Source organism: Paenibacillus sp. J5, assembly GCF_054955055.1.
Window position 1 is genome coordinate 19016 of sequence record NZ_JBUEDD010000018.1, and the last position, 25063, is coordinate 44078.

A 25063-nucleotide genomic window follows, 5' to 3' on the forward strand; every position below is an offset into this window, starting at 1 on the left:
CATCTTTTGTTACAATCGAACCTATCAACCGGGCTCTGACCTCTGCTTAATAATTGTCATATCGTACAGCAGGCGTCATCGTTAACGAGAGATCCAGATTGCCGTTCCGGCAACGAATCGCATCCAGAAATGATTTTTGATTGACATCATCGTTCAACGTAACTTTATAGACAAGCTCGTATAGACTGCCGAGCTCGGTGGTCTTGATCTTCTCCAGCTCGTATTTGACCTGGAATTGCTCGAACACTTCAGCGAAGGCTTCCTCATAGCCAAGATTTTCTGGAATGGTCACCTTCAACGTCTTCTGCTCCGCCCGTCTGGAGCCGAAGCGGACACGATGAAGGACAACCATCAGCACGCACAGGATGAGCGTGAACAGTACCGCGTAGCCAAATGCTCCAACACCGCAGGCCAGCCCTGCAGCCATCGTGAACAATACAAAGGTAATATCCTTAGGGTCGCCAGGCGCGCTGCGGAAGCGGATAATGGAGAAGGCACCCGCCAAGCTGAACGCTCTGGCAATATTGCTGCCAATCAGCAGGATGATAATAGCAACTACAACAGGCAGCATAATCATCGTCAAGGTGAAGCTCTGTGTATAGCCTCCGGGGTTGGTCTTCATATAGGTGAAGCTGATCAGACCCCCGAGTACAACAGCGACAAGCAGTGCGGTGACAGCGTTGCTGAAGCTGAGCTCAGTCGTTGTCAAGGCTGCGGAAAAGATGGAATCAAGCATAGATAACACGCTCCCTTTCTTGTTTGGTTCTCAGCATTTTCTTGTATTCATTGCCGTACTTCGAGAAGCTGGTGCGATACAGACCGTGCTCCGAGAGCAACTGGGAGAGCCAGAGCGGGATCGTATTCTCCGCCTTAACCTCCATCAGCCATTGACCCGGCTTCAGCAGCGGCTCGCCATAGCTCCCGCTCTCCAGCTTCAGATCATGCCGCCGACAGACGATGTTAGTGTCGAACGTGATGCGCAGATCGCGGTTCGCCTTGCTGAACAGTGCCTTGCGTTCATACGCGAGATACACCTTCGGCTGCAAATCATATTGTCGCAGGAAGTATGTAATCTCTTGCAGCACTTGTCTGTTCATGTACTCCTTGTACTCGGGCGGGATGCCCGTGCGGACAAATTCGTAGGCCTCCTCCAGCTTCAGTGCGGTACGGCGCTTGTTCACAAGGCCAAACACTTTTTTCTTAATTTCCAGGTAGACCTTGCCACCCGCCTGCGGTGTTCCGTAGCCTCGGAGCCGCAGCTTTTCCTTATACTTGGGCTTGGCGAGGCTGTGACGGATCAGCGAATCATGCCGGGTATCGAAATAGAGGTTGGTAATGGAGTAAAAGTCATGCTGCTTGTTGTAGTCATCCAACTCCATATATTCCAGCAGATCCGCATAGAAGCTGCGATAGGCCGCATCATCCAGCAGGTATTTGTTCTCGTAGCGGTTAAATACTTCGATTGCCATCGTCGATCCATCCTTTCTGATCGGGTGTTCCTTGTGGTGATGTCTGTATCTTAGCCCCCCAACCTTGAATGAATCTTAAATCATTTTACATTCCGTTAACATTACTACAGCTCTTCGTTCGCAAGTCCGACTAAGACAAGACGCCCTCTCCTCCTACGATTGAATTAAGGTTAATTCAAGGTATTCCTGCTATAATGAAGGCCGCAGGAGACACGCGCAAAAAAATGAAATCTGTCGCACGGCACGATCTGTGCGGTGAGCATAGCCTATCATCAGTGTAAAGGGTGATTCGTAATGAGAATCTTAATTGTGGAAGACGAAGAATACTTGGCGGAGGCCTTGACGCAAATATTGAAGAAGCAAAATTACTCGGTCGATGCCGTACATGACGGCGTCACAGGGCTCGATTACGCACAGAGCGGCATCTATGATCTGCTGCTATTGGATATTATGATGCCAGGGCTGGACGGGATCGGACTGCTGCGAACACTGCGCCAGCAAGGCGTCGCCACACCCGCTATCTTCCTGACCGCGAAGGGGGACACCTCCGACATGGTCGCCGGACTTGATTACGGAGCGGATGACTACATTGCCAAGCCCTTCTCCACTGAGGAGCTGCTGGCACGCATTCGGGCGGCGCTGCGGCGCAAGGGCGAGGTGGTGCCGGAGGACGGACTGAGGTTCGGCGATATTGAGTTGAACACCGCCAATCTGCGGTTGTCCTGCCAAGGAAAAGAAATGAAGCTGAACCTGAAGGAGAATGAACTGCTCGAGCTGCTTATTATGCGCAAGCAGGGCGTCACCTCCAAGGAGCAGATCATTGAGAAGCTGTGGGGCTTTGATTCTGAGGTCGAGTATAACAATGTCGAGGTCTATATCTCATTTTTGCGCAAAAAACTGACCTTCCTGGGGTCGTCAGTGCGTATCGCTACCATCCGGGGCGTCGGCTATGTGCTGGAGGTGACGAGCTGATGTTCACGAAGCTGAGAAACCGTTTTTTACTGCTCAATCTGGTGACGATCTCGATCCTGATGCTGGCTGCCTTCGCCTCCATCTATACCATCACGTACCGCAATGTGGATAGCGATGTGAGGATGGATCTGCAGCGCACCGGGGATTTCTATCTCAAATCACATAACAAGCCCGATCGACCGCAGATGGGCTTTCCATCCACCCCACAGGGCGGAGTGTCCACAGAGGCAGGGCACAGCATGGGATTAGAGGGGATGGATAGAGCGGGAGGGCCGCCGCCTGAGCGCATGATTTCCTTCATGATTAGCACAAACGAACAATGGGAGCTGCTGCAGACTGATTCGCAGTTGGATATGGATCGCGAGCTGTATGTACAAGCGCTGGAGAAAGCAGCCGACTCGGGCAAGGCACTCGGAAGCTTCTCCCTGAACGGCAGCCATTGGAGCTTTGCAGTCCAGCGAGACAGCGAAGGAACGCGAGTTATATTTCTGGATACAACCGCACAGCAGAGCATTCTATCAACACTTATCTATACATTCGCTGTTGTCGGCCTGGTGATGCTCGTCCTCTTGTTCTTCACCAGCCGCTACTTTGCCAACCGTTCGATCCGTCCCGTGCAAGAAGCCTTCGAGAAGCAGAAGCAGTTCATTGCCGATGCCTCGCATGAGCTGAAGACGCCGCTTACGATCATTCATACGAATGCGGATGTACTGCTTGGCAACAAGGAGGATACGATCGCCCAGCAAGCCAAATGGCTGCATTATATCAAGTCGGAAACCTCGCGCATGACCAAGCTCACGAACGATCTGCTCTACCTCACCGAGATGGACGATTCCCGCACCCGCATGGTACATGCAAAGTTCAATCTGAGCGAAGCGGTGGAGAACAGCATCCTGACGATGGAGGCGGTCATCTTCGAGAAGCAGATTCGGCTGGACTATAACATCGAAGCAAGCCTGATGGTGAACGGCAGCAGCGAGCAGATCAAGCAGGTCATCATGATCTTGCTGGACAATGCCGTGAAATATACCGCTCCCAAGGGGACGGTAGAGGTGATGCTTAAGAAGCAGCACCATGAGACGGTGCTGGCCATACGCAACACTGGAGAAGGCATCGCCCCCGAGCATCTGACGCGCATCTTCGACCGCTTCTATCGGGCTGATTCATCCCGGGCGCGCAAGCAGGGCGGTCACGGCCTCGGCCTGGCGATTGCCAAGTCGATTGTCGATCAGCACAAGGGCAAGCTGTATGCCGCCAGTACGGTCGGAGAGTCGACGACGTTTTATATGCATTTGACGTAACTCAGCACGCCATGCAGCTAGTGCCGCGCAAGCAGCTACTGCATGGCCTTTTTCGATGAACGGGATAATGAAACTTCAATTTTAAGGGACATTCTCGCCAATTCGTGCCATTCAATCAGATGTGGGTAGTGAACACAAGCTTGTGCACTTTGCTGATGAATATGGCGAGCTGCCATACTAAATAGTATGGCGCCACCCGGATCGACAAACTCCGCTCGATGCTGACGGACATCATCAAGGATAGCTTTCTGGCTCGGGGTGTATGCAGCGATGGGTGCTGCAGAGACGAAGCCCCACAGCTCTTGATAACAACACACGCCCTGAGTCCATGTGGTCTCAGGGCGTGCTGTAATCAAATCTATATGAGCTTGGATTGCTTCAACAGACGTTGAATCATGGTCGCCACCTCTGCTCGGGTGATGGTGGCTTGCGGGGCAAGCAGTGTGCTGCTCTTGCCTTGCATTAGACCCGCCTCAATATTATCTGCCAGCCGCTCTGCAGCCCAGGTGGATACCTCCGCGGCATCGCCGTAGCTCTGCAGCACTTGAGCAGCCTGCTGGCCATCCTGCAGCCCAGCCAGACCAGTAATCTCCATCGCGCGCGAGATCATAACCGCAGCCTGCTCGCGGGTAATCGTAGCATTCGGACGGAAGGTTCCGTCCTCAAACCCGGTCACCAGCTCATGCTTGTATGCGGTCTGGACCGCACGGGCATACCAGGCTGTGCTGCTGACATCGGTGAAGTTGCCTTGGGCAGGCTCCAGTCGCAGCCCGAGACCACGCACCAGAATCGCAGCGAATTCGGCGCGGGTCATGCTGCGATCCGGGCTGAACTGACCGTCGCCCGTACCATTGACGACCAGACGAGAGCCCATATCATTCATCGCCTCCTGCGCCCAGTGCCCGGCGGCATCGGTGAACTCAAGTGGATTCCAGATCACGGCATACGTACTATTGGTCAAGCTGTTGATCTTGGCATAGTAGGTGCCAGCGTCCTGCCTAACCTCAGTAGGCACATGGCGTACCGTACCATCCTGTTCGATAACTATCCCTGTTGTAATACGGCTCGGGTCTGTTCCATCCGGTAGCGCAATTCGGCGCTCCACATACCGGGAGTAGTCTGTCAGTTCAATGTCACGGCTGCCATCCCCGACTAGCACCTTGAACTCTACAGGCTCGGCGACTAAAGCCAATTCGTTGTCCGCCAGTACCTTATGTGCCTGCTTCTCGGCAGTTGTAGTCAGCTTGGCAATCTCCAGCCTCACCTGAAGCTGCTCTACTCCCACATTCGTTCCAAATTGTCCAGCGATCTCGGTCAGTTGGAGCTGCTCCGACGGGAGGAGATACGAGCCTTCGCTGGTTCGCAGCTCCAACGTTGCCTGCTGGCGTTCCATATTGTGCAGCAGCTTGCCATTGACCACGCCGACAACAATAGCGCTATCGGAGTTGATCCATGGAATAGTGAGCACCGCTCCCTTTCCTTCCGCATCCAGCCGCTGCTGCAGCTTCTCTTCATCAACCGCAATCGTCGTCACCTTATGGCCGCTCGATTCACTCGTCGTTGCCGTGCCTGCATTCTGCACCTTGCCGTTCACCAGCACCTCGACGCTGCTTGTTGTCCCCGAGCCAGAGCTGCCAGAGCCTGGGGAGGTTGGCGTTGCAGGTGTCGTTGTATCCGGCTGGACGGGCCCGGAGGTCACCGGAGCGGACGGATAATAAGGTGCCGCAGGCTTCACTGCGAAGCTCGGCTCCGAGGCGGCCCCGGTGCCCGCTGCATTGATCGCCCGGACAGTGAAGGTGTATTCGGTCCCATTCGCCAGATTGCTTACCTTAATCGGACTGGCCGTCCCGCTCACCACTTGACCGCCAGGGGATACCGTTACCTCATACCCGCTAATGTCTGCACCGCCATTGCTCTGCGGGACAGTGAAGCTGACCGTGGCAGACGCATTGCCTGCAACAGCCTTCACCCCAGTTGGAGCGGAAGGAACCGTCTTCGGTGTCACGCTGACCGTCGTCGAATCACTGCTCGATCCCCCAAGATTAACAGCTACCACCTTGATATAGTAGGCTGTGCCATTTGCCAGTCCGGCTAACTGGGCTTGCGTGGTGGTCACCACGGTCTGCGGCTCAGCCGGGAACTGTCCCGGTGTCGTCGATACGTATACCTTGTAGGAATCGGCTCTATCAGCCGCTGACCAATTGACAGTAGCCTTGCCGTCTCCGAACTGCGCGGTCACATTCTGCGGTGTAGTCGGAGGTACAGGCAACAGAACCTCCTGGGTCACTGTGAACGTTACCGGCTCCAAATGCTCGGCACTTATCGTTACGGTTACGGTGTAGGCGCCTGCTGCCAGCCCATCCTTCGCCTTGACAGCGAGGCTAGCCGACTGCCCCGCGCCCACAGACGATGAAGGCGAAGTCAGGATGAAATGGGTGGCAGACGGCCCGCTCAGGCTTGCCTGCAACTGCTGCAGCTCTCCGGTGCCCGTGTTGACCAGTGCAGCCTGAACCGCCTGCGAGGAGCCGGCTGTGTAACCGACCGTGAGCGGAGTCGCAGTCTTATTGCCGATCGGCTCGATCGTATACGTAAGCGGCGTAACAGTCAGCGGGCCACTATACGTGACAAGTGTGCGCGGAGTCGGATCACTGGGCTCGACATAGCTCCCATGCGTCAGCTTAGAGCGGAAGCGATACGTATGCCCAGGATCAAGCTGAAGCGGCACTGCCGTCGGAATGCCCGACCAAGAGGTCGGCAGCGTTGACCAGACCGTCTCGCCATCCTTCTGTTGTTGCAGTTCAATCGCTGTGGCAGCCGTCAAAATATCCGTGTTTCCTGATCCGCCAGGAAAATGAAGAACGGCTGAATTATACGTAATGTCCGAGACGCTCAGATACGGCCAACGGTAGCCGCCAAGCACCCCGAAGTACAACTGGTTATTGTTCGCACTATTAGCTAATAACACTTCATCATTCTGATTCAGCGACACAGCGACCGTATTTTGCGTGTTCGCTGCCTTGACCGCCTCGCCCAGGGCATACGCCGAATCGCTATCGGTCAGCGCCAGGCCATTAACAACCATCGTCTGATTGGAGGAATATGGCGACCAGGAGAGTGTAACGTCAATGCCGTTGGAGTTGTTCTCCAGCACATTATGCTGCAGGGTTACATTGGTGCTGTAGAATCCGATCACCGCAATGCCTGCGCTCGCATAGCCCGCCTGTGTTGTGCTATCGAACCCTCGGATACTGTTGCCCGTTACCGAGCCGTTGCCGCCATAGAGATAGATCGCATATTCATATCCGTCGGACTGGCGCAGCCGCTGTGGATATTCCGTTCCTTCGAACGTATTGTCAGCAATCTCCAACTGGCCGCTGCGGATCGCGATCGCATTGCGGAAGGCATTGCTCTTGCCGAAGATGCTGCTTCGGATTACAGTGGACACAGCACCCGGCTCCGCATGAATCCCGAAGTTGATATTGCCGCCTGGCGTAGGATTATTATGGAAGCCCTCCAAGGTTAGATGATCCGCCACAAGCGCGCCGCCGTACTTGACATTGATGACTGTGAATAATGGATACGCCCCTTGCTTCAAGGTAACATCATTCAGCGTCAGCAGACTGTTCTGGCCCTGCACCCGCAGAAAAACCTGCTGGCTGGCGTAGTTGCCCAGCGCAGATGAGGAGACTGTAATGTCATCACTGCGAACAATAGTATCCGCAACCCCTGCGCCAGCTTGAATGATGGCGCCATTACCGTTGATCGTCAGTGCGCGTGAGATGGTGCCTCCCTCATAGTCATAGACGACGCCAGACACCAGATTGATGGTTTCGACTGTGTTCATGCTCAGATAGGCAGCCAGCTCCGCGGAATTATTAGCCGTCACGACGGTTTCTAATGGCTCCGCACCTGCCCTTGCAGGCAGAGCCGGAAGCACGACGCTGAGCATCAGCAGGAAGCTGAGCACCGCGGCTGGAACTTTGAACGTATTAATCATCCTTTTCACCCCTCCATTCAGTTTGTAAGCGTTTAATTTTTTTAGAGTAGAATTGGTCTGCTGGACGACATGCTTCGAATATTTTCGACACACTTCTACAGCTACTTTCTTCACTATACACCCCTTCACTTAACAATTTCTCAACAAAAAGGAAGGTCATACCATCTCCATTCGCTGTATCAGATTAGCTCTCCGACAAGGGCACCGACGAGCACCACAACCCACGGCGGGAGCTTCCATATAGACAGCAGGCCGAATAGCCCGAGTGCCGCCCCCGCGTCGCGCGCGCTCCCTATCGTGGTTGTCCACAGCGGATCATACAAGGCCGCCAGCAGCAGACCGACGACCGCTGCATTCATGCCCGCCATGGCGCCTCTGGCCCATGGACTGGCACGAAGCCCCTTCCCAAGGAGCGTACATCAGCTATGTTATCCGCAGATTAACGATGAGGGCTCATCCATACCGGCCGCCCGCATGCCTCCCCGTCTCGAACAGACGGATCGCCTGCTCAGCCGCCTGCTCCAGCAGCGGGATGGCGCAGGCCATAGCCTCCTGCAGCGTCATCGGGCGGTTCACGATGCTGAAGATGGCATCTATCCCTTCCGCATAGAGCGTCTCTGCTCCATCGCCTACAGTGCCCGCCAGCGCGATGGCCGGAACGCCATGCCTGCGGGCAAGCCTGGCTACACCGCATGGCACCTTGCCGTGCCTGGTCTGAGCGTCGACCCTCCCTTCGCCAGTGATTACCAGATCGGCGCCACGGATCGCCTCCTCAAGCCCGAGGTGGCGACTTACCAGCTCCACCCCCGCCTCCACCTGTGCAGGCAGGAATGCCAGGATGCCGCCGCATAAGCCACCGGCAGCACCCGCGCCTGCCACCTGATGGATCGCGATGCCCTGTGTGCGTTCGATCAGATCCGCATAGTGACGCAGGTTGCCATCCAACTGCTCCACCATTGCAGGCGTCGCGCCCTTCTGCGGGCCGAACACAGCCGAGGCTCCGGCTCGGCCAACCAGCGGGTGATCCACATCGCAAGCAACCAGGAAGCGGCTCTCCCTAATGCGCCTATCCAGCCCCGCTACGCGAATATCGGCCAGTCGGCTTAATTCCCCGCCTCCGCTGCCGATTGGCTGCCCGGTGCCATCCAGCAGCTCGACACCTAGCGCCTGCAGCATTCCGGCTCCGCCATCATTGGTCGCACTGCCGCCCAGACCGAGAATGAACTGCCTGCAGCCGCGGTCCAGTGCCGCCAGAATCAGTTGACCGAAGCCGTAGGTTGTCGTGCGCAGCGGATTGCGCTCCTTCTCCGTGATGCGATATAGACCCGACGACTCCGCCAGCTCGATGACAGCCGTCTTCCTGTCCCCCAATATGCCGAAGGACGCCTGAATCTCACGGCCTAGCGGGTCCATCACCACCGACTCGATGTAACTCCCCTGTGTCGCCTCTACCAGCGCCTCCATCGTGCCTTCCCCGCCGTCGGCCATCGGCAGGACGATTACCTCACACCCCGGCAGACCCCGTTGTACGCCACGCTCGATAGCGCGTCCCGCTTCACGGGCAGACAAGCTGCCCTTGAAGGAATCCGGCGCAATGACGATTCTCATGCTCTTCCCTCCGCTCTCCTATTGAATCAAGGTTAGTTAGTAAACTAAACTATACTAACTAATTATATTTACACTTCTTACGCTCCGACGCAAAAAACGATACAATCAGTACAGATCATCTGGATTACGATGAATGACAAGGAGGACGTCTTCGATGAGAACAATACCGTTAGGAACAAGCTCCCTGCAGGTGCCTGTCGTTGCCGTTGGCTGCATGCGGCTGACCCAACTGGACAAGCCCGAGGCTGAGCGTCTGATTCGCACCTCGCTGGAAGCGGGAGCGAACTTCTTCGACCATGCAGACATCTATGGAGGAGGGAACTGCGAGGTGCAGTTCGCCGAGGCTATCGGCATGAACGCCTCCGTGCGCGAGAGCATGATTCTCCAGTCCAAATGTGGCATCCGTCAAGGCAGATTCGACTTCTCCAAAGAACATATACTATCCTCTGTAGACGGAATACTCCAGCGACTGAGAACAGACTACCTGGACATTCTCCTGCTGCATCGCCCGGATGCTCTGTTCGAGCCGGAGGAAGTCGCAGAGGCATTCGACCAACTGGAGCAATCCGGCAAAGTCCGCCACTTCGGCGTGTCCAACCAGAACCCGCTGCAGATGCAGCTATTAAAGAAATATGTGAAGCAACCGATTGTCGCCAATCAGTTGCAGCTCAGCATCACGAACGCTACGATGATCTCCAGCGGCTTCAATGTCAACATGGAGAATGAAGCTGCGGTCAACCGCGACGGCTATGTGCTCGACTACTGTCGACTGCATGATATTACTGTGCAGCCATGGTCGCCCTTCCAGTATGGCTTCTTCAAGGGTGTCTTCCTTGATAATGATCAGTTCCCGGAGCTGAATCGCGTCATTAACGAGATTGCCGCTACCTACGAAGTGAGCAACACCACCATTGCTATGGCCTGGCTGCTTCGCCACCCGGCCAACATGCAGCCGGTCACCGGCACGATGAATCTGGAGCGTCTGCAGGATTGCTTCCGCGCCAGCGACATTCGCCTTACCCGCGAGGAATGGTATGACATCTTCCGCGCCGCGGGCAATGTACTGCCGTAAACAGCTCTTGATCGGGCTGCCAGATGTCTCCTAGAGGATCGTATTAACCTGCTATTTCAAGGCTGGACGGAGAAGCGAGGCTTTCATCCCGTCCAGCTTTTTTGCGTGCTTGCATTTACACATCGATCCATCCTGCGATGCGCCCTTCCTGCATAACAGCAACTCCCCCCCCTCTCTTCGCTCCTCTATTTCTCTTCGCAAGTGCTGAGCTGATTCGCTTCACACCTCCATGCACCAGCGTCCAGTTAAGTGTGTACCGAAGCCTTCTCCCCCCTAAAATGAATCGAAGCCGTGGCACCTGCCCAGATCAGCTCACCTGGCGAAGGCATAGATTAACTTAACTTAGGATTAGGTGGTGAACGACATGGCACAGCATCGCAGGCACGCCGGCGCCATTCGGCGATCGGCCCCCTCCAGCGCATGGTTGAACCGAACCATTCAGCCGGGCTGGACATCGAACAACTGGTCTGGCTATGCGATCCAGCGAAGGAAGCGCGGCTCATTCTATAGCATCTCAGGCTGTTGGACAGTTCCTCGTATTAAGCCGGGCAAGACCAATCGCTACGCTTCCTCCTGGATTGGCATCGACGGCTATACGAACTCCGCTCTGATTCAGACTGGCACCGAGCAAGAGGTTGAGAATGGAAAAACAGTCTATTACCCCTGGTGGGAGATTCTCCCTAATACGGAGACGAGAATTCCTTACCCCGTGTCCCCTCTGGACAACATGTATGCAAAAATTACCCGACTCTCCAAGCGAAAATGGATGATTGTACTGGCCAACAAAACAAAGGGCTGGGTATTTAAAACGATTCAAAGATACACGGGTCCAGGCCAATCGGCAGAGTGGATTATGGAGGCGCCAACCAACGGAGGCAGCATAGCAATCCTGGCGAATTATGGAACAATTACTTTCCGACGATGCCGCGTCAACGGGAGACCACCCGGACTGAGACGGACAGATCGCGGTATCATGGTGCAGAACGGACGCACAGTATCCACGCCATCCTTACCGGGCAAGGGCAAGGACAACTTTACCATCGCATACGGCTCTCGCATCCCGCGCCCTCCGAAGCAGGGAACATGCTGACGTAAAAAGGGGAATCCGGTACCCACACCGAATTTTTCTGTTATGATGCCATTCAAACATATGAAAGCAATGAAAAATAGTGCTGTTATTCTCCTGTTCATCGCCCTGCTCTTCGGCTGCCGGCTGATATGGCTTCACCAATTCGGCAGCTTCAAGGAATACAAGATTACAAGCGGGGTGCTCGACCTGCGCGATATGGATTTGAAGCAAATGAAGCCGATGAAGTTAAATGGGGAGTGGGAGTTCTATCCAGAGCACTTCGTCATGGGGCAGCCCGGCTCCCCTATGACGAGCAAACCAAGCTATGTGCAGGTACCGGGAAGTTGGACAGGCGCGTTATCAAGCTCCAAGACAGAGGCTGCATTCGGCTACGGCACCTACCGGATGCGAATTCTGGTCGATCCGCTCCAGCAGCCGGTGTCCTTCTGGATGAGAAGCATCCAGTCCGCCTCGTCCGTAGAGATTAACGGCATGGACGTGGCCTATGCAGGGATACCTGCTTCGATCTCTGAGGACTACAAAGCAAGAAATATATCGTATACCGCCTCCTACTATGTCAAAGATGTGACGGAGCTGGAGCTATTAGTGCATGTAGCAAATTTCGACGATCCGAATCAGGGCGGCATCCTGCGACCGATTCGGTACAAGAGGAGATCGAATCCGTTCGCTGGTATTCCATTACTTTTCAACTGGCGATCTTTATCATTTTGGTACTTCACGGGATGTACGCCTTCGTAGCGTTCGCCTTCAACCCACAGGAGCGGACGCTACTGCTTGGTGGGCTGTTCATTATTACGGCGGGATTCGCCGTGCTTGTGCGCCATGATAATATGCTGCTGCTGTGGTTGCCACTTAACCATGCTTGGGCGCTCAAGCTGAAAATTTTGCTGCTCATGTGGCAGACGCTATTTATTTTGCTCATCTTCAGGAAATTCACAGCGACGGGTGCCCCAAACAAACTATTGCGAGGCTATATTGGACTCCATTGCGGGTATTCCATCTTTTTGATTGTGGCGCCTGTATCGCTCATTTATCAAACCGTCGAGCTGGGCATGTCGGATTTCTTCTATCTGTTTCCCTTTGCCTGGTTCATCTATACCGTGGGAGTGCTGCTCTTCAAGCGGCAGGACAAGCAGGATATTGTCTTCATTCTTCTGTCGGCAGCCGGCATTATATCCAATCTGCTATGGAGTCTGCGCAATTCCTCCAACGATATTACAATCGTGTATTATCCACTGGATATTACAGCAGCGCTTATCGGCTTTCTGGCGTACTGGTTTAAGCAATATTTTCGCAAAGCCAGTGAAAATAACAAGCTGAATGAGCAGTTGCGAGCTGCGGACACCGCTTCATGGCATTATAAATATTGCCCAGGCTGTTGCCGTCAAGGAGCAAGGCCGCCTGCATGAGAGCAGCCTAAAGGATATGGGGATGCTTATTCGCATCAGCCGCCATATGTCGCATCTGCTCGGCGATCTGCTGGATATCGCCCGCTTGCGTGAGCAGCGTATCGTACTCCAGCGAGAGCCGCTGCGCATCCAATCGATTGTTCCCGGTGTCATGGGGATGCTTGCATATATGATGGAGGGCAAGCGGATAGAGTTCAAGATGGAGATCAGCGACTCGACCCCGCTCGTCATGGCGGACGAGAAGCGGGTGATCCAAATTTTGTACAACCTGCTGCACAATGCACTCAAATACACCCCCGAGGGGATTATCGCTGTCACCAGCGAAACACGCAGCGATCAGGTCATCATCCATGTCTCGGATACCGGACTAGGCATGGACGAGCAGACTCAGGCTTGCGTGTTCCAGCCTTATGAGCAAGGAATGCACGGCATGAACGATGGACGCGGGCTAGGGCTGGGACTGAGCATCTGCTCGCAATTGGTCGAGCAGCATGGCTCCTCGCTGTCCGTTCAATCCACACCAGGCCAAGGCTCGGTATTCAGCTTCGGGTTGCCTATCGCGAAGAGCGGCGCAGATGGGAAGCCGTATGCTCCGCAAGCAGCGGAACCGTCGGTACACACTCAAGAGCAGGTACAGAAGCCGATACAAGAGCAGCTACAGGTGGAGCCTCTGCTTCAGGAAGCTGTCCTCTTCGCGAATACAGAGGTAAGCGAGTTGGCTCCGCCTTTGCTCAGTGACCGGTCAATGAATATTCTGGCGGTGGATGACGACCCCATCAATCTGAGTGTACTGACCGGGATTTTGTCTACAGAGCCTTATACGCTCACTACGGCAAGCTCAGCAGCGGAGGCTCTGGAGCTGCTGGGGACTAAGCTGTGGGACCTGCTGGTCGTCGATGTTATGATGCCAGGCATATCCGGTTATGAGCTGACCCGAAAGATCAGGGAGCGCTATTCACTGTCCGAGCTTCCCGTTCTGTTGCTGACTGCCCGCAGTCAGCGCGAGGATATTTATGCCGGGTTTCTGGCGGGAGCCAATGATTATGTGACCAAGCATGTAGATGCACTGGAGCTTAAATACCGGATGTGGGCACTGGTCAAGCTGAAGCAATCGGTGCAGGAGCATCAGCGCATGGAGGCTGCCTATCTGCAGGCGCAGATTAAACCGCATTTTCTGTTCAATACGATGAATTCCATCATGGCGCTCAGTAGGCTGGACGTCCATCGGATGAGGACTTTGATCGATGCCTTTGCGTCCTATTTGCGTATCAGCTTTGATTTTCTAAATACAGGGGAATTGGTTGAGCTTGACCATGAGCTGGAGCTTGTCGAAGCTTACTTGCAAATTGAACAGGAACGCTTCGCCAACCGACTGGCTGTCGTGTGGGAGGTGAAACCCGGCAGTGCGGTGCGGATACCTCCGTTCTCGATTCAGCCAATCGTCGAGAATGCTCTGCGGCACGGTCTGCTGGGGCGGCCCCAAGGCGGCACCCTCCATATACGAATTGACCGGCTGGACAGTTCTTCGTCCCTCGTCGAGATTCGGGACAACGGCAAAGGAATGGATCAGCAAGCCATTGACCAATTGCTGGTTCCCTCACTGGGAGGACAGGGCGGAGTAGGCATCGTCAATACAAACCGCCGCCTCATTCATCTCTATGGACAGGGCTTGACAATTCACAGCATACCGGGCAAAGGGACGACCGTCTCCTTCATCATCCCCGATCAAGCAGGTAGACCGCTTCGGAGTGGAAATGGAAGTACGAGACTCAGTCGAGATATGGTTCCACGGTGATGAATACACGTGCCGCCCTGACAATGGGGATGATGGGATACCTGAGCCTGAGGCCGCCCCTCCCTACCTCCTGCCTCCCATGCGGATAGGCCCAGAGCTAGCGGCTCAGGCATCACTCCTTCCAGCTATGCTACACTGTTGTAATAGTATGGGATCGACGTATCTCATGGATTGGAGGGTAATGCAACGATGACAAGGACAAGGATACGAACAGGCAGTGCAGTGGTGCTGCTGGTATGTTCCATGATGACTACAGCTTGCAGCTCCGGGGGTGTGGACGCAGCAGACTATAACCGTCTGCAGGAGCGTGTTACTGTGCTAGAGCAACAGCTCAGCGAGCAGAGCCAGAAGCTGGAGGAGCAGGTGAAGCAGGTTCAGGCGATCAGTTCGAATACCGCCGCAATGAGTCAAGGCCAAGGCGATCCGAACCGCTCAGCGGCCCCTGGCGATAACGGTTCTGCAAATAAAGGAGATGGTGTGCTAATTACCTTTGACCAGTACGACCAGCTCCAGGTGGGCATGACGTATAAGGAAGCGACAGACATCCTGGGTGGTGAAGGCATGGCGATCAGCGAGTCGGACGACATGGTGGTCTACTCTTACATGGGCAAGGGAAGCAGTACCGGAGCCAATGCCGTGCTCACCTTCTCTGGCGGCAAGCTGCTGAACAAGGCTCAGGCAGGGTTGGAGTAGGTAGATAGGATGGATATAATCATCATCGTGCTGCTGTTGATCATACTCGGCGTCGCCTTGAGCATAAATTCCAAGCTTCCTCCCAAGGATTATATTAAGGAAGCTCTGGAAAGAGATAAGAGAAATAAAGACAAGCCATAGGGGCTGTCATGCTACCCGCTGAAGGGCATCTTTCATCGCCTCTGTACCCTTGCAAGAAGCGGGGGTTCAGAGCGATTAGATGTCTTCGGAGGATGAAGACATTTCCTTGAGCAATTGTACATTCTTCAAATGACCGGATGAGGTGGACGCCAGTTGTGGGAGGTCTTCCTGGATTCGTTCCAGCAGATAGTTGATTACCTCCTGATCGACAACGATAGCCTCGTAGGAATGCGTAGCAGCATTCCATTGAAACCGCTCGTGCTCATTGTTGATGATGATAAGCTTGCTATCCTCCAGGCGCACCGATCTGACAGAGAGGGAATCCGGAATAATTCCCTCGCTCTCCAGCACAGGGGTGCGCTCTGCATCGAGCGAGTACAAGCTTCTTGTGCTATCGGCTTCATGGGTAACTAGCGCATAACCCCGCCCCGTCTTCAGATCCACAGCTACATCCAGCAGACGATCCTGTTGCTGAAGGTTGAGCGGGTATCGTTTACGCCCCGTAACCGCGCCTGTCTGTTCGTTGTAGGCACCGAGCAGAAGACTTGCCGCATCTTCGTTCATCACGGTGAAGCCAAATAGGTGATGCGTGGTGTCGACTGTAATTCGGCCAATCACGGACTGGGCCTGGTCCGCTTCATAGACGATCTCATGATCTATATAGATTGCAGGCTTCTCCTGTATGCCGAAGCTTCGCTCATTCGGATATTGATACATGAAGCGGCTTCCCGTAGCATCCAGGCTCTCGATGACCCCATCTCCAGCCTTCGTCAACACTGGCTCCGTGGAAGTAAATGCTTCTTGCTCCACATCATAGATATAATAGCCGCGCACATATAAATTGTAATTGATGCCGATCAGAAGACGCTGGTTGCTGAGCCAGCGCACATCTGCAACGCCCCAAAATTGTTGTGTCTCCACCGTTGTCATATCTATGCTTAAGGCTGCACCTGTCGTAACATCCAGTATAGTCAACGGAGCAGGTACATTGGGTGATAGGGATGAGTACAACACAGCAGCCTTGGTATTATCGGGTGAAAGTACGGCAGGTTCATGACTAACCCTTCCTTCTCCAACGATAGATACCTTATCCTCACGATGATTATAGAATAGTACGTGCCCATCTAAGTTGAACAGAATATCCTGCATAGGACTAGCCGGGGCTTTAGAGCCTAGCGGAGTCGTTGGATCCGCTCTCTCCATAGGCGTGTTTGATGTGCAAGATACCAAAAAGAGGACTGCAATGAGTGTTGTTGCTATTGTCCATTTTCCCATACGTATTACCCCCGCTAAAGTGTGACCTTGTTAATATTCACCCAATATATCAATCATCATGTATTACATCCATCTTCATCCATATTAAGAATATAATATTGCGATGTACTTGTGCAGCCCCTAGATGAATCGCAGCGAGATTTGTTCGGATGACCCTCTCTTCACCCGATTCCTACTGGAGTGTGGTAACAGGGGAATTACGTGCTGTGCTCCCCTGGCGAGCGAACCAAATAATTAACGATTTGCACAAAAATAAACATGTATCCTCTAATGAAAGCGCTTTATAATTAAGGTATATTCAAACAAGGGAGGAATATCATGTTATTTACATTACCTCGATTGAAGAAGTGGCTGCCCCTGCTTGCAGCATTGCTGCTGTTAAGCTCGATGTCGAGTGCAGTCGGAGACGTCCCCGTCGCTAAGGCGGCACCTGGCGACATCACGCGGTTCGAAGCCTATAACCTGCCGGGGCAATACATTCGCCATTATGATTATGTAGCACGGGTGGAGGCCAATATCTCGGTTCTGGACGACAGCCGCTTCATCGAACGCCCAGGACTCGCCGATCCGAATGAGGTCTCGTATGAATCCGTCAACTATCCCGGCTACTATCTCAAGCATTATGCCTATAAGATCGTGCTGAAGAAATATGACGGCAGCTCTCTGTTCCGTGAAGATGCCACCTTCAGGAGGGTGAGCGGGCTGGCGGATGCCAGCGCGATCTCACTGCAATCGTATAACTTCCCTAGCCGCTATATTCGCCACTATGGCAATGAAATGCGGATTGACCCGATCTCCAGCACACAGGAGAAGCAGGACGCTACCTTCAAGCCGACTGCCAGCGGAAGCTCCTCCTCCGCTCTGACCTATACCATTGTCAGCCGCACTGGCGGCAAGCTGCTGGAGGAGTCATCCGGCTCTGCGCTCGTCCAACGTGGACTGCAAGGGAGCAGTGTCCAGCTCTGGCGGCTGGTGGCGGTGGCAGGCGGCTACTACAAGCTGGTGAATAACAGCAGCGGCAAGCTGATCGATGTTGCGGCGAACGGCGATGCTGTGCTTGCTAGCGATACGGGCAGCACCTCGCAGCACTGGCGGCTGGAGCGCATAAGCACCGGGGATTACTTCAAGCTCGTGAATCGAAGCAGCGGCAAAGTGCTGGATGTGTACCAGAACAGCACCGCTGATGGCAACAAGATTATTGCCTGGAACGATGTCGGCACCGCCAACCAGCAATGGTATATTGCACCCCGAATTCAAGGCAGCATGACCTATACGCTCTGGAAGGCCTCCAATCCGACGGCGGACCAGCTCGACGCCTACACACGGATTACGAGTGCGATGGATGCCGCCCTGCGATACTATAACCAGTTCAGCACGGCCACCAAGCACATTAATGTGTATTACAATACGGGCGTGCCTACCGCCGAGGCCAGCAGCAATGGAACACTGAGCTTCGGCGCTAACCGCTCCTTCATGAACCAACGTACTGCCATGCATGAGATTGCTCATACGCTAGGCGCAGGTACGGGCGGCGAATACAGTTGGCGGATGTCCGGCGGCTCCTGGAACGGAGACTTCGGCAACACCGAGCTGCGAGCCATCAACGGGGACAGCAGCGCCTTCATTAACGGAGACGGCTTCCACTTCTGGCCTTACGGGCTGAATTTTGACAGTGAGGTGCAGACAGACGCCGATTACATCCGCCATGTACGCATCGTCAATGCAATGAAGAGCGACGGCATGTAAGCATTCATTCGGCAATGCCTATCCTCCATCTCACACCAACAAGGCGCGTGACCCGATATACTCTCGGGGCATGCGCCTTGTCTGTCTTACGCTAAAGCTTCCTTCACTTATGCACGATCAAATGCAATCCAGTCGATCTGCAGGCCTGGCTTGATGAAGTCCAGACGCATCTCGTACAGCCCTGCTTCCAGCTCAGCCTTGCCCAATCTGCGGCGAATCCGGTTGCCATCCGTGCCGTTCGTCTGCACCGTCGTCAGTGCCTCGCCATTTAGAGTCACGTTGCAGGCACTCTGCGCCAGATAATCATCCGGCGACATCATCTGTACCGTAATCCAGTAGGTGCCCGTTTCTCCGACCTGAATCAGCGTTGCCTCATCAGCAGTAGGCTTCACCTGCACATCGGCAGATAGATCATGCGCCTGCTGTACTGCCGATTGCAGAGCAGCGTTCGCCTTGAACGACGGGATCACCTCTGCTGCCGGCCCGTCCTGTCTGGCGAATACCGGCGCGTTCATGATGAAGCGGCAGATATTAGCAGCACTACGCTGCAGCTCACCGCGAGTTAGCGTCCCCTCGGCTAGCGCCGCCATCTGATTGTCCTCGGAGGCGTTAATCTCCGCGCCATAGTTGCTGACCACCATGTACAGGTCATTCTGGGCACGCACCATCCAGTTCACGAAGCGAATATCGGCTGGGCCACCGTGAGCCGAATCATTCATCTTCGCCCACCAGTCCGTCATCACAATGCCGGTGAAGCCCCATTCCTTGCGCAGCACCGTTGTATTCAGATCATAGTTGGATGCCGCCCAATGTCCATTGACCGGATTGTACGCCGTCATGATCGATGTTGCATTTCCTTGCTTCACAGCCAGCTCGAAGCCCTTGAGATAAATCTCGCGCAGCGCCCGCTCGGAGACGACCGCGTCCACCTGAGTACGGTATTTCTCCTGATTGTTGCAGGCAAAATGCTTCAGCGTCGCATTGGAGCCGCCGCGTTGGATGCCGAGCGTGCAGGCGACCGCCATCAGGCCGGTCACCAGCGGGTCCTCGGAGAAATATTCAAAGTTGCGTCCATTCAGCGGACTACGGCGGATATTCATACCCGGCCCAAGCAGCGTGTCGATCTGGTTGCTCAGCAGCTCGCGCCCTTCGAGGACATACAGCTCTTCGACAAGCTCCACATTCCAGGTCGCTGCCAGCAGCGTACCGATCGCTACTTGGGTCGCCTTATGTCCGCTATCCATCCGAATGCCGGATGGGCCGTCCGCCGTGGCCGCTACCGGGATGCCATAGCGCTGCAGCCCTGCGCTGACGCCGCCGAAGGCCGAGGCTGTGCCCGGCGTAACGAGCGGGCTGACCATCCCCTCGCCGCGTACCAGCGTCGTTAATTCCTCATCGGAGAGCTGCGCCACGAATTGCTCCATGCTAACGCGACCCTCATGAACGTCCCGCAGCCGATAGCCGCGATCTCCGGTCTGCTCCAGATCAGCGGGCAGATTGCGCTCGATGCGCTCCGCCAGCGATACGGTGCGCTGTGGCGTGTTCTCATAGATCAGCTCATACGTGCCGTCCGCGCGACGAGCGCCCGGCTTCATGCGGGTAAACCGCTCGGTTGGCGCCAGCGCCTCCTCCAACTGCTCCACGACTTGCAGCGTGTCTATCGTATAGCCATCCTGCCCGTCCACACGCAGGGCAGCGAGCTGCCTCACGCTGTTGCCCGCGTAGAAACGATACGTACCCGCTTCCAGCACATAGGCCGACGCCTGCCCAGTAACACCCGCATCATCGTAGGAGGCCAATGAAGCGACAGGGAAGCTTAATTCAAGCCGCTGCGATTGCCCCGGCGACAGCAGTCCCGTCTTCGCGAAGGCAACGAGCGCTCTTGCCGGCTTCCCCAGCGCCCCCTGCGGCGCTTCACAATAGAGCTGCACCACCTCTTTGCCCGCATACTCGGTACCTGTGTTCGTCACCTGGACGCCAAGCGTTAGATGAGGCTCGCCGTGTTCGCCCCGCTGAGCCTGCTGCAGCTCCTCTGGCTCCAGCTTGAACTCGGTATACGACAAGCCATAGCCGAACGGGTACTGTACCTTCTCCGGACAGAACGTCTCAAAATAACGGTAGCCCACATAGATATCTTCTTGATATAAATTTTTGAACTCATGTCCATAGTTCGCGGTAGAAGGGTAATCCTCGATCTTGTAGGCGACCGTGTCGGTCAGCTTGCCGCTTGGTGTCACCTCGCCGACCAATACGTCGGCAATCGCGTTGCCGCCCTCCATCCCGCCCTGCCAGGCATAGATGATGCTCGAAATCCGGTGTACGTGCGCTGGATCGTCGACCCAGCTCATATCGATAATATTGGATACATTGAGGACAACGACTGTCTGCTCGAAGTGAGCCGTGACCTTCCGCAGCATGTCCAGTTCATCCTCCGTCAGCAGGTAGCTACCTGGCTTAATCGCATTATCCTGATCCTCGCCTGCGGTGCGACCGATTACGACAACGGCCTTGCTGGAGCGGCTGCGAGCGGCTGCTACCAGTTCATCGCTCAGCGGCATCTCCTTCTGATGCCACGGCTCCGCTGCCCATCCGCCGCCGCCATTATCGAACGGGTTCTGGGCAATCCATTGCTCATAGATAGCCGCCAGCTCGTCATCCACTGCGATCTGCTGCTTGCTCCGCAGGCCGTCCAGCAGGTTGGTGGTATATTCTACATTAACACTGCCGCCCGAGCCTGTCCCGCTGCGGTAGTAGTTGATCTGCACTCTGCCAAATACGGCCACCTTCTCATGCTCGCGCAGCGGCAGCACCGCTGCTTCATTGCGGAGCAGCACCGCTCCCTCTGCAGCGACTGTTCTGCTAAATGCTGCGAATCCTTCCAATGGTACGCCGTATACAGGTTCACTCATCTGTGTCCATCTCCTCGTTGACTTGTATAAAAATATGATTATCCTAATAATATACTAGGCAAATTGAATTGAGAATTGTCGTAAACTATGATTGATTGGGTGATCGTATGATTGTTGTTCCCGAGCTTCTGCATATCTGGCATTATCAGGCGCCGCCATCGCGCAGTCACATGCCGCGCACGATAACCGAAGGACGGCAGGATGTCGAATTGTTCATCAAAGGGAGAGGCTTCTTCGAGCTGGAGCAGCAGGTTCTGGAGGTTACAGAAGGTAGTGTGCTCTGGCATCAATCCGGAGACACCACGATCTACAAGACCGATGTCGAGCAGCCTTATGCTTGCATTGTCGTGGCGTTCCGGGATGATGGAGCGCCTCCTGTCCCCCGTGCCAGCCAATGGCTGGATCGGGCCTCTTATCAGGGATTTATCGATCAGATTTTGACCGAGTATTATAGCCAGAGCCCCGATCTTCACAAGCTCGCCTGCTACATCTACGGTCAACTATATTGGAACTGCCAGTCTCCGCTAGGGAGCCTGCAGCAGCAGAACAAGCGGATACGGGAAATCCAGCTTCTGATGGACTGGATTGAGCAGCATTTCATGGAGCCGATCCGCCTGGAGCTGCTGGCGGAGCTATCCGGCATCAGCCTGCCTCATCTTCATACTGTGTTCAAGCAGCATACTGGACAGAGCCCGTACCAGTACATTCAGGCGCGGCGATTGAAGGAGGCGAAGATATTACTCGTCTCGACACCGCTATCGGTCAAGGAGATTGCCACGAAGTCCGGCTTTCGCGATGTCGGCCATTTTTGCAGAGTGTTCAAGCAGTCTGTCGGCGTCACCGCCCAGTCCTTCCGTCTGCAGCATATGGATATACGCTAGAGGGTGTGAGCAAATCCTCATGGAGACTTCTATCCCATAGCCCTGCAACACAAACATCCCTCTCCACGGCAAGAGTGAAGAGGGATGCTATAGGTATGATGGCAGATTGCGAGTCGGGTTACTTCCGTCTATTGCTGGCAGCCGCACCTGGCGGCGAGGCTTTGCTCACTCCCAGGGCATAGTAGCTGATGACGACAAGGATCAGGAAGATGATCCCGATCATCAGCGGGATGCGTGTCTCGTCATTAATCCACATTCCGACGAGCACCATAAGCAAGAAAGCTACTGTCACATAATTCGTCACCGGAGCGAGGGGCATCTTGAACGGGTGATGCTCAAGCTCCGCCCCCTTCATCCTGCGGAACCGGATCTGACTGATCAGAATGACGAACCATGGCACCATGCCAGGCAGCACGCTGGAGCTGTACACGTAGACGAACAGGTTGTCTGGCGCAATGTAGCTCAGGATGACACCGATGCCCAGCCCGATGAGCACCCCGATCGTACCCAGCAGCGGCACACCATTTCCCGATAGTCTGGTGAAGGCCTTCGGCGCTTGCCCATTGACGCCTAGTGTATACAGCATCCGGCCTGCGCTATAGATGCCGCTGTTGCAGCCGGACATGGCGGCTGTAATGACGACAAAATTAATCAGCCCCGCCGCAGTCGTAATACCGACCTTGGCGAATGTGGCCACGAACGGGCTGCCGATCGATTGCAACTGGTCCCAAGGGTAGACCGTCACGATGACGAATATCGCGCCAATATAGAAGATCAGAATACGCCAGATAATGTTCTGAATCGCACTCCGTAATGTTTTTTGCGGATTTTTGGCCTCGCCTGCTGTAATACCGATCAATTCCACGCCCTGATAAGCTCCGATGACCAGCGATAAGGCGAAGAAAAATCCCGACCACCCGCCAGCGAAGAAGCCGCCATGCTGCCATAGGTTCGATAATCCGATCGCCTCTCCCCCGTTGCCGATGCCGAAGAATACCAGACCAAGTCCTGCAGCAATCATCAGAATGATCGTCACGATCTTGATCATGGCGAACCAGAACTCGAACTCGCCGAAGGACTTGACCGAGAACAGATTCGCCGCACCCAGGATCACCATCGCGATGATTCCGGGTATCCACCCTGGCAGGTTCGGGAACCAGTATTTCATATACGCCCCGACAGCTATAATCTCCGCCATGCCGACGATGACCCATTGAAACCAGTTGCTCCAGGCTGTGGTGTATCCCGCCAGAGGATGAATATATTTATAGCCGAAGGTGGCAAATGACCCCGTGCTCGGCTCTACGTATAGCATCTCCCCCATGGCTCGCATAATAAAGAAAATAAATATGCCTACAATCGCATACGCGAGCATAACGGACGGGCCTGTCCACTTAATTGTGCTGGCTGATCCCATGAATAATCCGACGCCAATCGTGCCGCCCAGCGCAATCATCTGAATATGCCGCGCCTCAAGCCCTCTTTTTAACTCCTTGTTCTCCATACGAACTCCTCTTTCCATCTGCTGCTTTAAGCTGCATTCATAGATAACTGCCTGAGCTGTGGCATGGCCTGCACGCCGACGAAACATATTGTAAGCTTTTTTGCTGATGAAAACAATTATATTAAATTTGCATCAGAAATTTACAATTGAGGAGACAACCTTATCTCCCCACATTCGCTATTGACAATTGCTATAGCTCGCTTTAGAATAGGGTACATCAATGTGGAACCGATTACACATTGCCACTCCGATAACAGAGGTGAAGGAAATGAGCACAGCGAAGATTACTGTAATTGGAAGCCTGAATATAGATATGGTCACGGAAACAACCGTTGTACCGGAGCAAGGCGAGACGATAATTGGTAGCGGTTTCTCAAGCTTTACAGGTGGAAAAGGGGCGAATCAGGCTGTAGCCTGCGCACGCCTTGGCGCACAGGTAACGATGATCGGATGTGTTGGCGAGGACGCCATGGCCATGCAGCTTAGAGAAGCACTTGGGCGCGAGGGCATCGATATGCGTCATGTGAAAACGGTTCCTCATCAGTCGACCGGCATTGCGGCCATTACCGTCTGCGACAGCGATAACCGCATCATCGTCGTACCCGGCGCTAACTACTGTCTGCTTCCTGAGGATGTGCTGGCGCTGGAGGACGTGATTGCAGCCTCCGACATCGTCATGCTGCAGCATGAGATTCCGCCGGCTACCGTAGAAGCAGCCATCCGGCTGGCGAACAAGCTCGGTGTGCGTGTCATCCTCAATCCCGCACCGGCTATGCGGCTGGATGATGAGCTGCTAAGACAGCTATACCTGATTACACCGAATGAATATGAGCTGGCGATCGTTACGGGCACCGAGCAGTTGGCGCAGACACAGGAGCAGCGGCTTGCCGCTTATCCGCATCCGATCGTGATGACGGCTGGAAGCAACGGCGCCTATTACCGATCCGATGAGACCGGGACAGGGCATGTTCCGGGGCACAAGGTGGAGGCGGTTGACACCACAGGCGCGGGAGATACCTTCAATGGCGCACTTGCCGTCAGACTTAGCGAAGGCGCTGCGCTGGCTGAAGCAGTAGCGTTCGCAGTCGCAGCCAGCGCACTGTCAGTTACGAAGCTGGGCGCGCAGAGCGGGATGCCACTGCGCCACGAGGTCGAGGCATTCTTGCAGGGAGAGCAATAATATTTAGGCGAGAGGGTAAGG

18 protein-coding genes and 1 pseudogene are annotated in these 25063 nt (G+C 54.6%); 11 read left to right on the plus strand and 8 right to left on the minus strand.

Going from position 1 to position 25063, the window contains the following annotated elements; translation table 11 throughout:
- Positions 1-46: 46 nt before the first annotated feature.
- Positions 47-736, minus strand: a complete 690-nt coding sequence (locus tag ACY1JZ_RS24800; RefSeq protein WP_462631420.1) for a DUF4956 domain-containing protein — start codon at positions 734-736, stop codon at positions 47-49.
- The gene (locus tag ACY1JZ_RS24805) at positions 729-1469 is read right to left on the minus strand and encodes a polyphosphate polymerase domain-containing protein (RefSeq protein WP_270166798.1); all 741 of its coding nucleotides are present in this window, start codon (positions 1467-1469) and stop codon (positions 729-731) included. Before ACY1JZ_RS24805 ends, ACY1JZ_RS24800 begins: the two co-directional genes overlap by 8 nt.
- 294 nt (positions 1470-1763) lie before the next feature.
- Here ACY1JZ_RS24805 and ACY1JZ_RS24810 point away from each other — a divergent pair, with 294 nt between their 5' ends.
- Positions 1764-2441, plus strand: coding sequence for a response regulator transcription factor (locus ACY1JZ_RS24810; protein WP_462631422.1), 678 nt, complete (start codon positions 1764-1766; stop codon positions 2439-2441).
- Entirely contained in the window at positions 2441-3742 is a 1302-nt protein-coding gene (locus ACY1JZ_RS24815) for a sensor histidine kinase (protein WP_462631423.1), read from the plus strand. The genes ACY1JZ_RS24810 and ACY1JZ_RS24815 overlap by 1 nt, the downstream gene beginning before the upstream one ends.
- A 358-nt stretch (positions 3743-4100) precedes the next feature.
- Here the strand turns inward: ACY1JZ_RS24815 and ACY1JZ_RS24820 are convergent, their stop codons facing one another.
- The 3 genes and pseudogenes from ACY1JZ_RS24820 to ACY1JZ_RS24830 all read right to left on the minus strand — a co-directional run bounded on the left by ACY1JZ_RS24820 (position 4101) and on the right by ACY1JZ_RS24830 (position 9347).
- The gene (locus ACY1JZ_RS24820; RefSeq protein ID WP_462631424.1) at positions 4101-7739 is read right to left on the minus strand and encodes an S-layer homology domain-containing protein; all 3639 of its coding nucleotides are present in this window, start codon (positions 7737-7739) and stop codon (positions 4101-4103) included.
- A 179-nt stretch (positions 7740-7918) separates the two neighbouring features.
- Positions 7919-8128 (minus strand): annotated as a pseudogene (locus ACY1JZ_RS24825) (chromate transporter); the annotation flags it as partial.
- 64 nt (positions 8129-8192) lie between these two features.
- The gene (locus ACY1JZ_RS24830; protein ID WP_462631425.1) at positions 8193-9347 is read right to left on the minus strand and encodes a glycerate kinase; all 1155 of its coding nucleotides are present in this window, start codon (positions 9345-9347) and stop codon (positions 8193-8195) included.
- A gap of 154 nt (positions 9348-9501) precedes the next feature.
- Between ACY1JZ_RS24830 and ACY1JZ_RS24835 the strand changes: the two genes are divergently transcribed.
- From ACY1JZ_RS24835 to ACY1JZ_RS24860, 6 genes are all read left to right on the plus strand, one after another.
- On the plus strand, positions 9502-10419 hold the full coding sequence (locus ACY1JZ_RS24835) for an aldo/keto reductase (protein ID WP_270166811.1): 918 nt from the start codon (positions 9502-9504) through the stop codon (positions 10417-10419).
- 364 nt (positions 10420-10783) lie between these two features.
- Complete coding sequence (locus ACY1JZ_RS24840; protein WP_462631427.1) at positions 10784-11509, plus strand: G1 family glutamic endopeptidase; 726 nt, start codon at positions 10784-10786, stop codon at positions 11507-11509.
- Positions 11510-11569: 60 nt separating this feature from the next.
- A complete protein-coding gene (locus tag ACY1JZ_RS24845; RefSeq protein ID WP_462631429.1) occupies positions 11570-12247 on the plus strand; it encodes a hypothetical protein in 678 nt (225 codons plus the stop codon).
- Entirely contained in the window at positions 12232-12918 is a 687-nt protein-coding gene (locus ACY1JZ_RS24850; protein ID WP_462631430.1) for a 7TM diverse intracellular signaling domain-containing protein, read from the plus strand. Before ACY1JZ_RS24845 ends, ACY1JZ_RS24850 begins: the two co-directional genes overlap by 16 nt.
- Positions 12830-14713, plus strand: coding sequence for an ATP-binding response regulator (locus ACY1JZ_RS24855; protein ID WP_462631431.1), 1884 nt, complete (start codon positions 12830-12832; stop codon positions 14711-14713). Before ACY1JZ_RS24850 ends, ACY1JZ_RS24855 begins: the two co-directional genes overlap by 89 nt.
- A gap of 189 nt (positions 14714-14902) precedes the next feature.
- Entirely contained in the window at positions 14903-15406 is a 504-nt protein-coding gene (locus ACY1JZ_RS24860; protein WP_462631433.1) for a hypothetical protein, read from the plus strand.
- 216 nt (positions 15407-15622) lie between these two features.
- On the opposite strand, the gene ACY1JZ_RS24865 is transcribed toward ACY1JZ_RS24860, so the two are convergent.
- Positions 15623-16468 carry a hypothetical protein gene (locus ACY1JZ_RS24865; protein ID WP_462631435.1) on the minus strand — a complete coding sequence of 282 codons (846 nt, stop codon included), beginning with the start codon at positions 16466-16468 and terminating at the stop codon, positions 15623-15625.
- Between the two features lie 672 nt (positions 16469-17140).
- On the opposite strand from ACY1JZ_RS24865, the gene ACY1JZ_RS24870 reads away from it, so the two are divergent.
- Positions 17141-18568: an AbfB domain-containing protein gene (locus tag ACY1JZ_RS24870; protein ID WP_462631436.1), complete on the plus strand. Its 1428-nt coding sequence runs from the start codon at positions 17141-17143 to the stop codon at positions 18566-18568.
- 107 nt (positions 18569-18675) lie between these two features.
- On the opposite strand, the gene ACY1JZ_RS24875 is transcribed toward ACY1JZ_RS24870, so the two are convergent.
- Positions 18676-21477, minus strand: a complete 2802-nt coding sequence (locus ACY1JZ_RS24875; protein ID WP_462631438.1) for a glycoside hydrolase family 3 protein — start codon at positions 21475-21477, stop codon at positions 18676-18678.
- Positions 21478-21584: 107 nt separating this feature from the next.
- On the opposite strand from ACY1JZ_RS24875, the gene ACY1JZ_RS24880 reads away from it, so the two are divergent.
- The gene (locus ACY1JZ_RS24880; protein ID WP_462631440.1) at positions 21585-22358 is read left to right on the plus strand and encodes an AraC family transcriptional regulator; all 774 of its coding nucleotides are present in this window, start codon (positions 21585-21587) and stop codon (positions 22356-22358) included.
- A gap of 118 nt (positions 22359-22476) precedes the next feature.
- On the opposite strand, the gene ACY1JZ_RS24885 is transcribed toward ACY1JZ_RS24880, so the two are convergent.
- Entirely contained in the window at positions 22477-23862 is a 1386-nt protein-coding gene (locus ACY1JZ_RS24885; RefSeq protein WP_462631441.1) for an amino acid permease, read from the minus strand.
- 220 nt (positions 23863-24082) lie between these two features.
- On the opposite strand from ACY1JZ_RS24885, the gene rbsK reads away from it, so the two are divergent.
- Positions 24083-25042: a ribokinase gene (gene rbsK / locus ACY1JZ_RS24890; RefSeq protein WP_462631443.1), complete on the plus strand. Its 960-nt coding sequence runs from the start codon at positions 24083-24085 to the stop codon at positions 25040-25042.
- Positions 25043-25063: the final 21 nt, after the last annotated feature.

Coding starts and splice junctions, on each gene's coding strand:
- ACY1JZ_RS24800 (WP_462631420.1), bottom strand. CDS start 736: ATGCTTGATTCCATCTTTTCCGCAGCCTTGACAACGACTGAGCTCAGC.
- ACY1JZ_RS24805 (WP_270166798.1), bottom strand. CDS start 1,469: ATGGCAATCGAAGTATTTAACCGCTACGAGAACAAATACCTGCTGGAT.
- ACY1JZ_RS24810 (WP_462631422.1), top strand. CDS start 1,764: ATGAGAATCTTAATTGTGGAAGACGAAGAATACTTGGCGGAGGCCTTG.
- ACY1JZ_RS24815 (WP_462631423.1), top strand. CDS start 2,441: ATGTTCACGAAGCTGAGAAACCGTTTTTTACTGCTCAATCTGGTGACG.
- ACY1JZ_RS24820 (WP_462631424.1), bottom strand. CDS start 7,739: ATGATTAATACGTTCAAAGTTCCAGCCGCGGTGCTCAGCTTCCTGCTG.
- ACY1JZ_RS24830 (WP_462631425.1), bottom strand. CDS start 9,347: ATGAGAATCGTCATTGCGCCGGATTCCTTCAAGGGCAGCTTGTCTGCC.
- ACY1JZ_RS24835 (WP_270166811.1), top strand. CDS start 9,502: ATGAGAACAATACCGTTAGGAACAAGCTCCCTGCAGGTGCCTGTCGTT.
- ACY1JZ_RS24840 (WP_462631427.1), top strand. CDS start 10,784: ATGGCACAGCATCGCAGGCACGCCGGCGCCATTCGGCGATCGGCCCCC.
- ACY1JZ_RS24845 (WP_462631429.1), top strand. CDS start 11,570: ATGAAAGCAATGAAAAATAGTGCTGTTATTCTCCTGTTCATCGCCCTG.
- ACY1JZ_RS24850 (WP_462631430.1), top strand. CDS start 12,232: ATGTACGCCTTCGTAGCGTTCGCCTTCAACCCACAGGAGCGGACGCTA.
- ACY1JZ_RS24855 (WP_462631431.1), top strand. CDS start 12,830: ATGAGCAGTTGCGAGCTGCGGACACCGCTTCATGGCATTATAAATATT.
- ACY1JZ_RS24860 (WP_462631433.1), top strand. CDS start 14,903: ATGACAAGGACAAGGATACGAACAGGCAGTGCAGTGGTGCTGCTGGTA.
- ACY1JZ_RS24870 (WP_462631436.1), top strand. CDS start 17,141: ATGTTATTTACATTACCTCGATTGAAGAAGTGGCTGCCCCTGCTTGCA.
- ACY1JZ_RS24875 (WP_462631438.1), bottom strand. CDS start 21,477: ATGAGTGAACCTGTATACGGCGTACCATTGGAAGGATTCGCAGCATTT.
- ACY1JZ_RS24880 (WP_462631440.1), top strand. CDS start 21,585: ATGATTGTTGTTCCCGAGCTTCTGCATATCTGGCATTATCAGGCGCCG.
- ACY1JZ_RS24885 (WP_462631441.1), bottom strand. CDS start 23,862: ATGGAGAACAAGGAGTTAAAAAGAGGGCTTGAGGCGCGGCATATTCAG.
- rbsK (WP_462631443.1), top strand. CDS start 24,083: ATGTGGAACCGATTACACATTGCCACTCCGATAACAGAGGTGAAGGAA.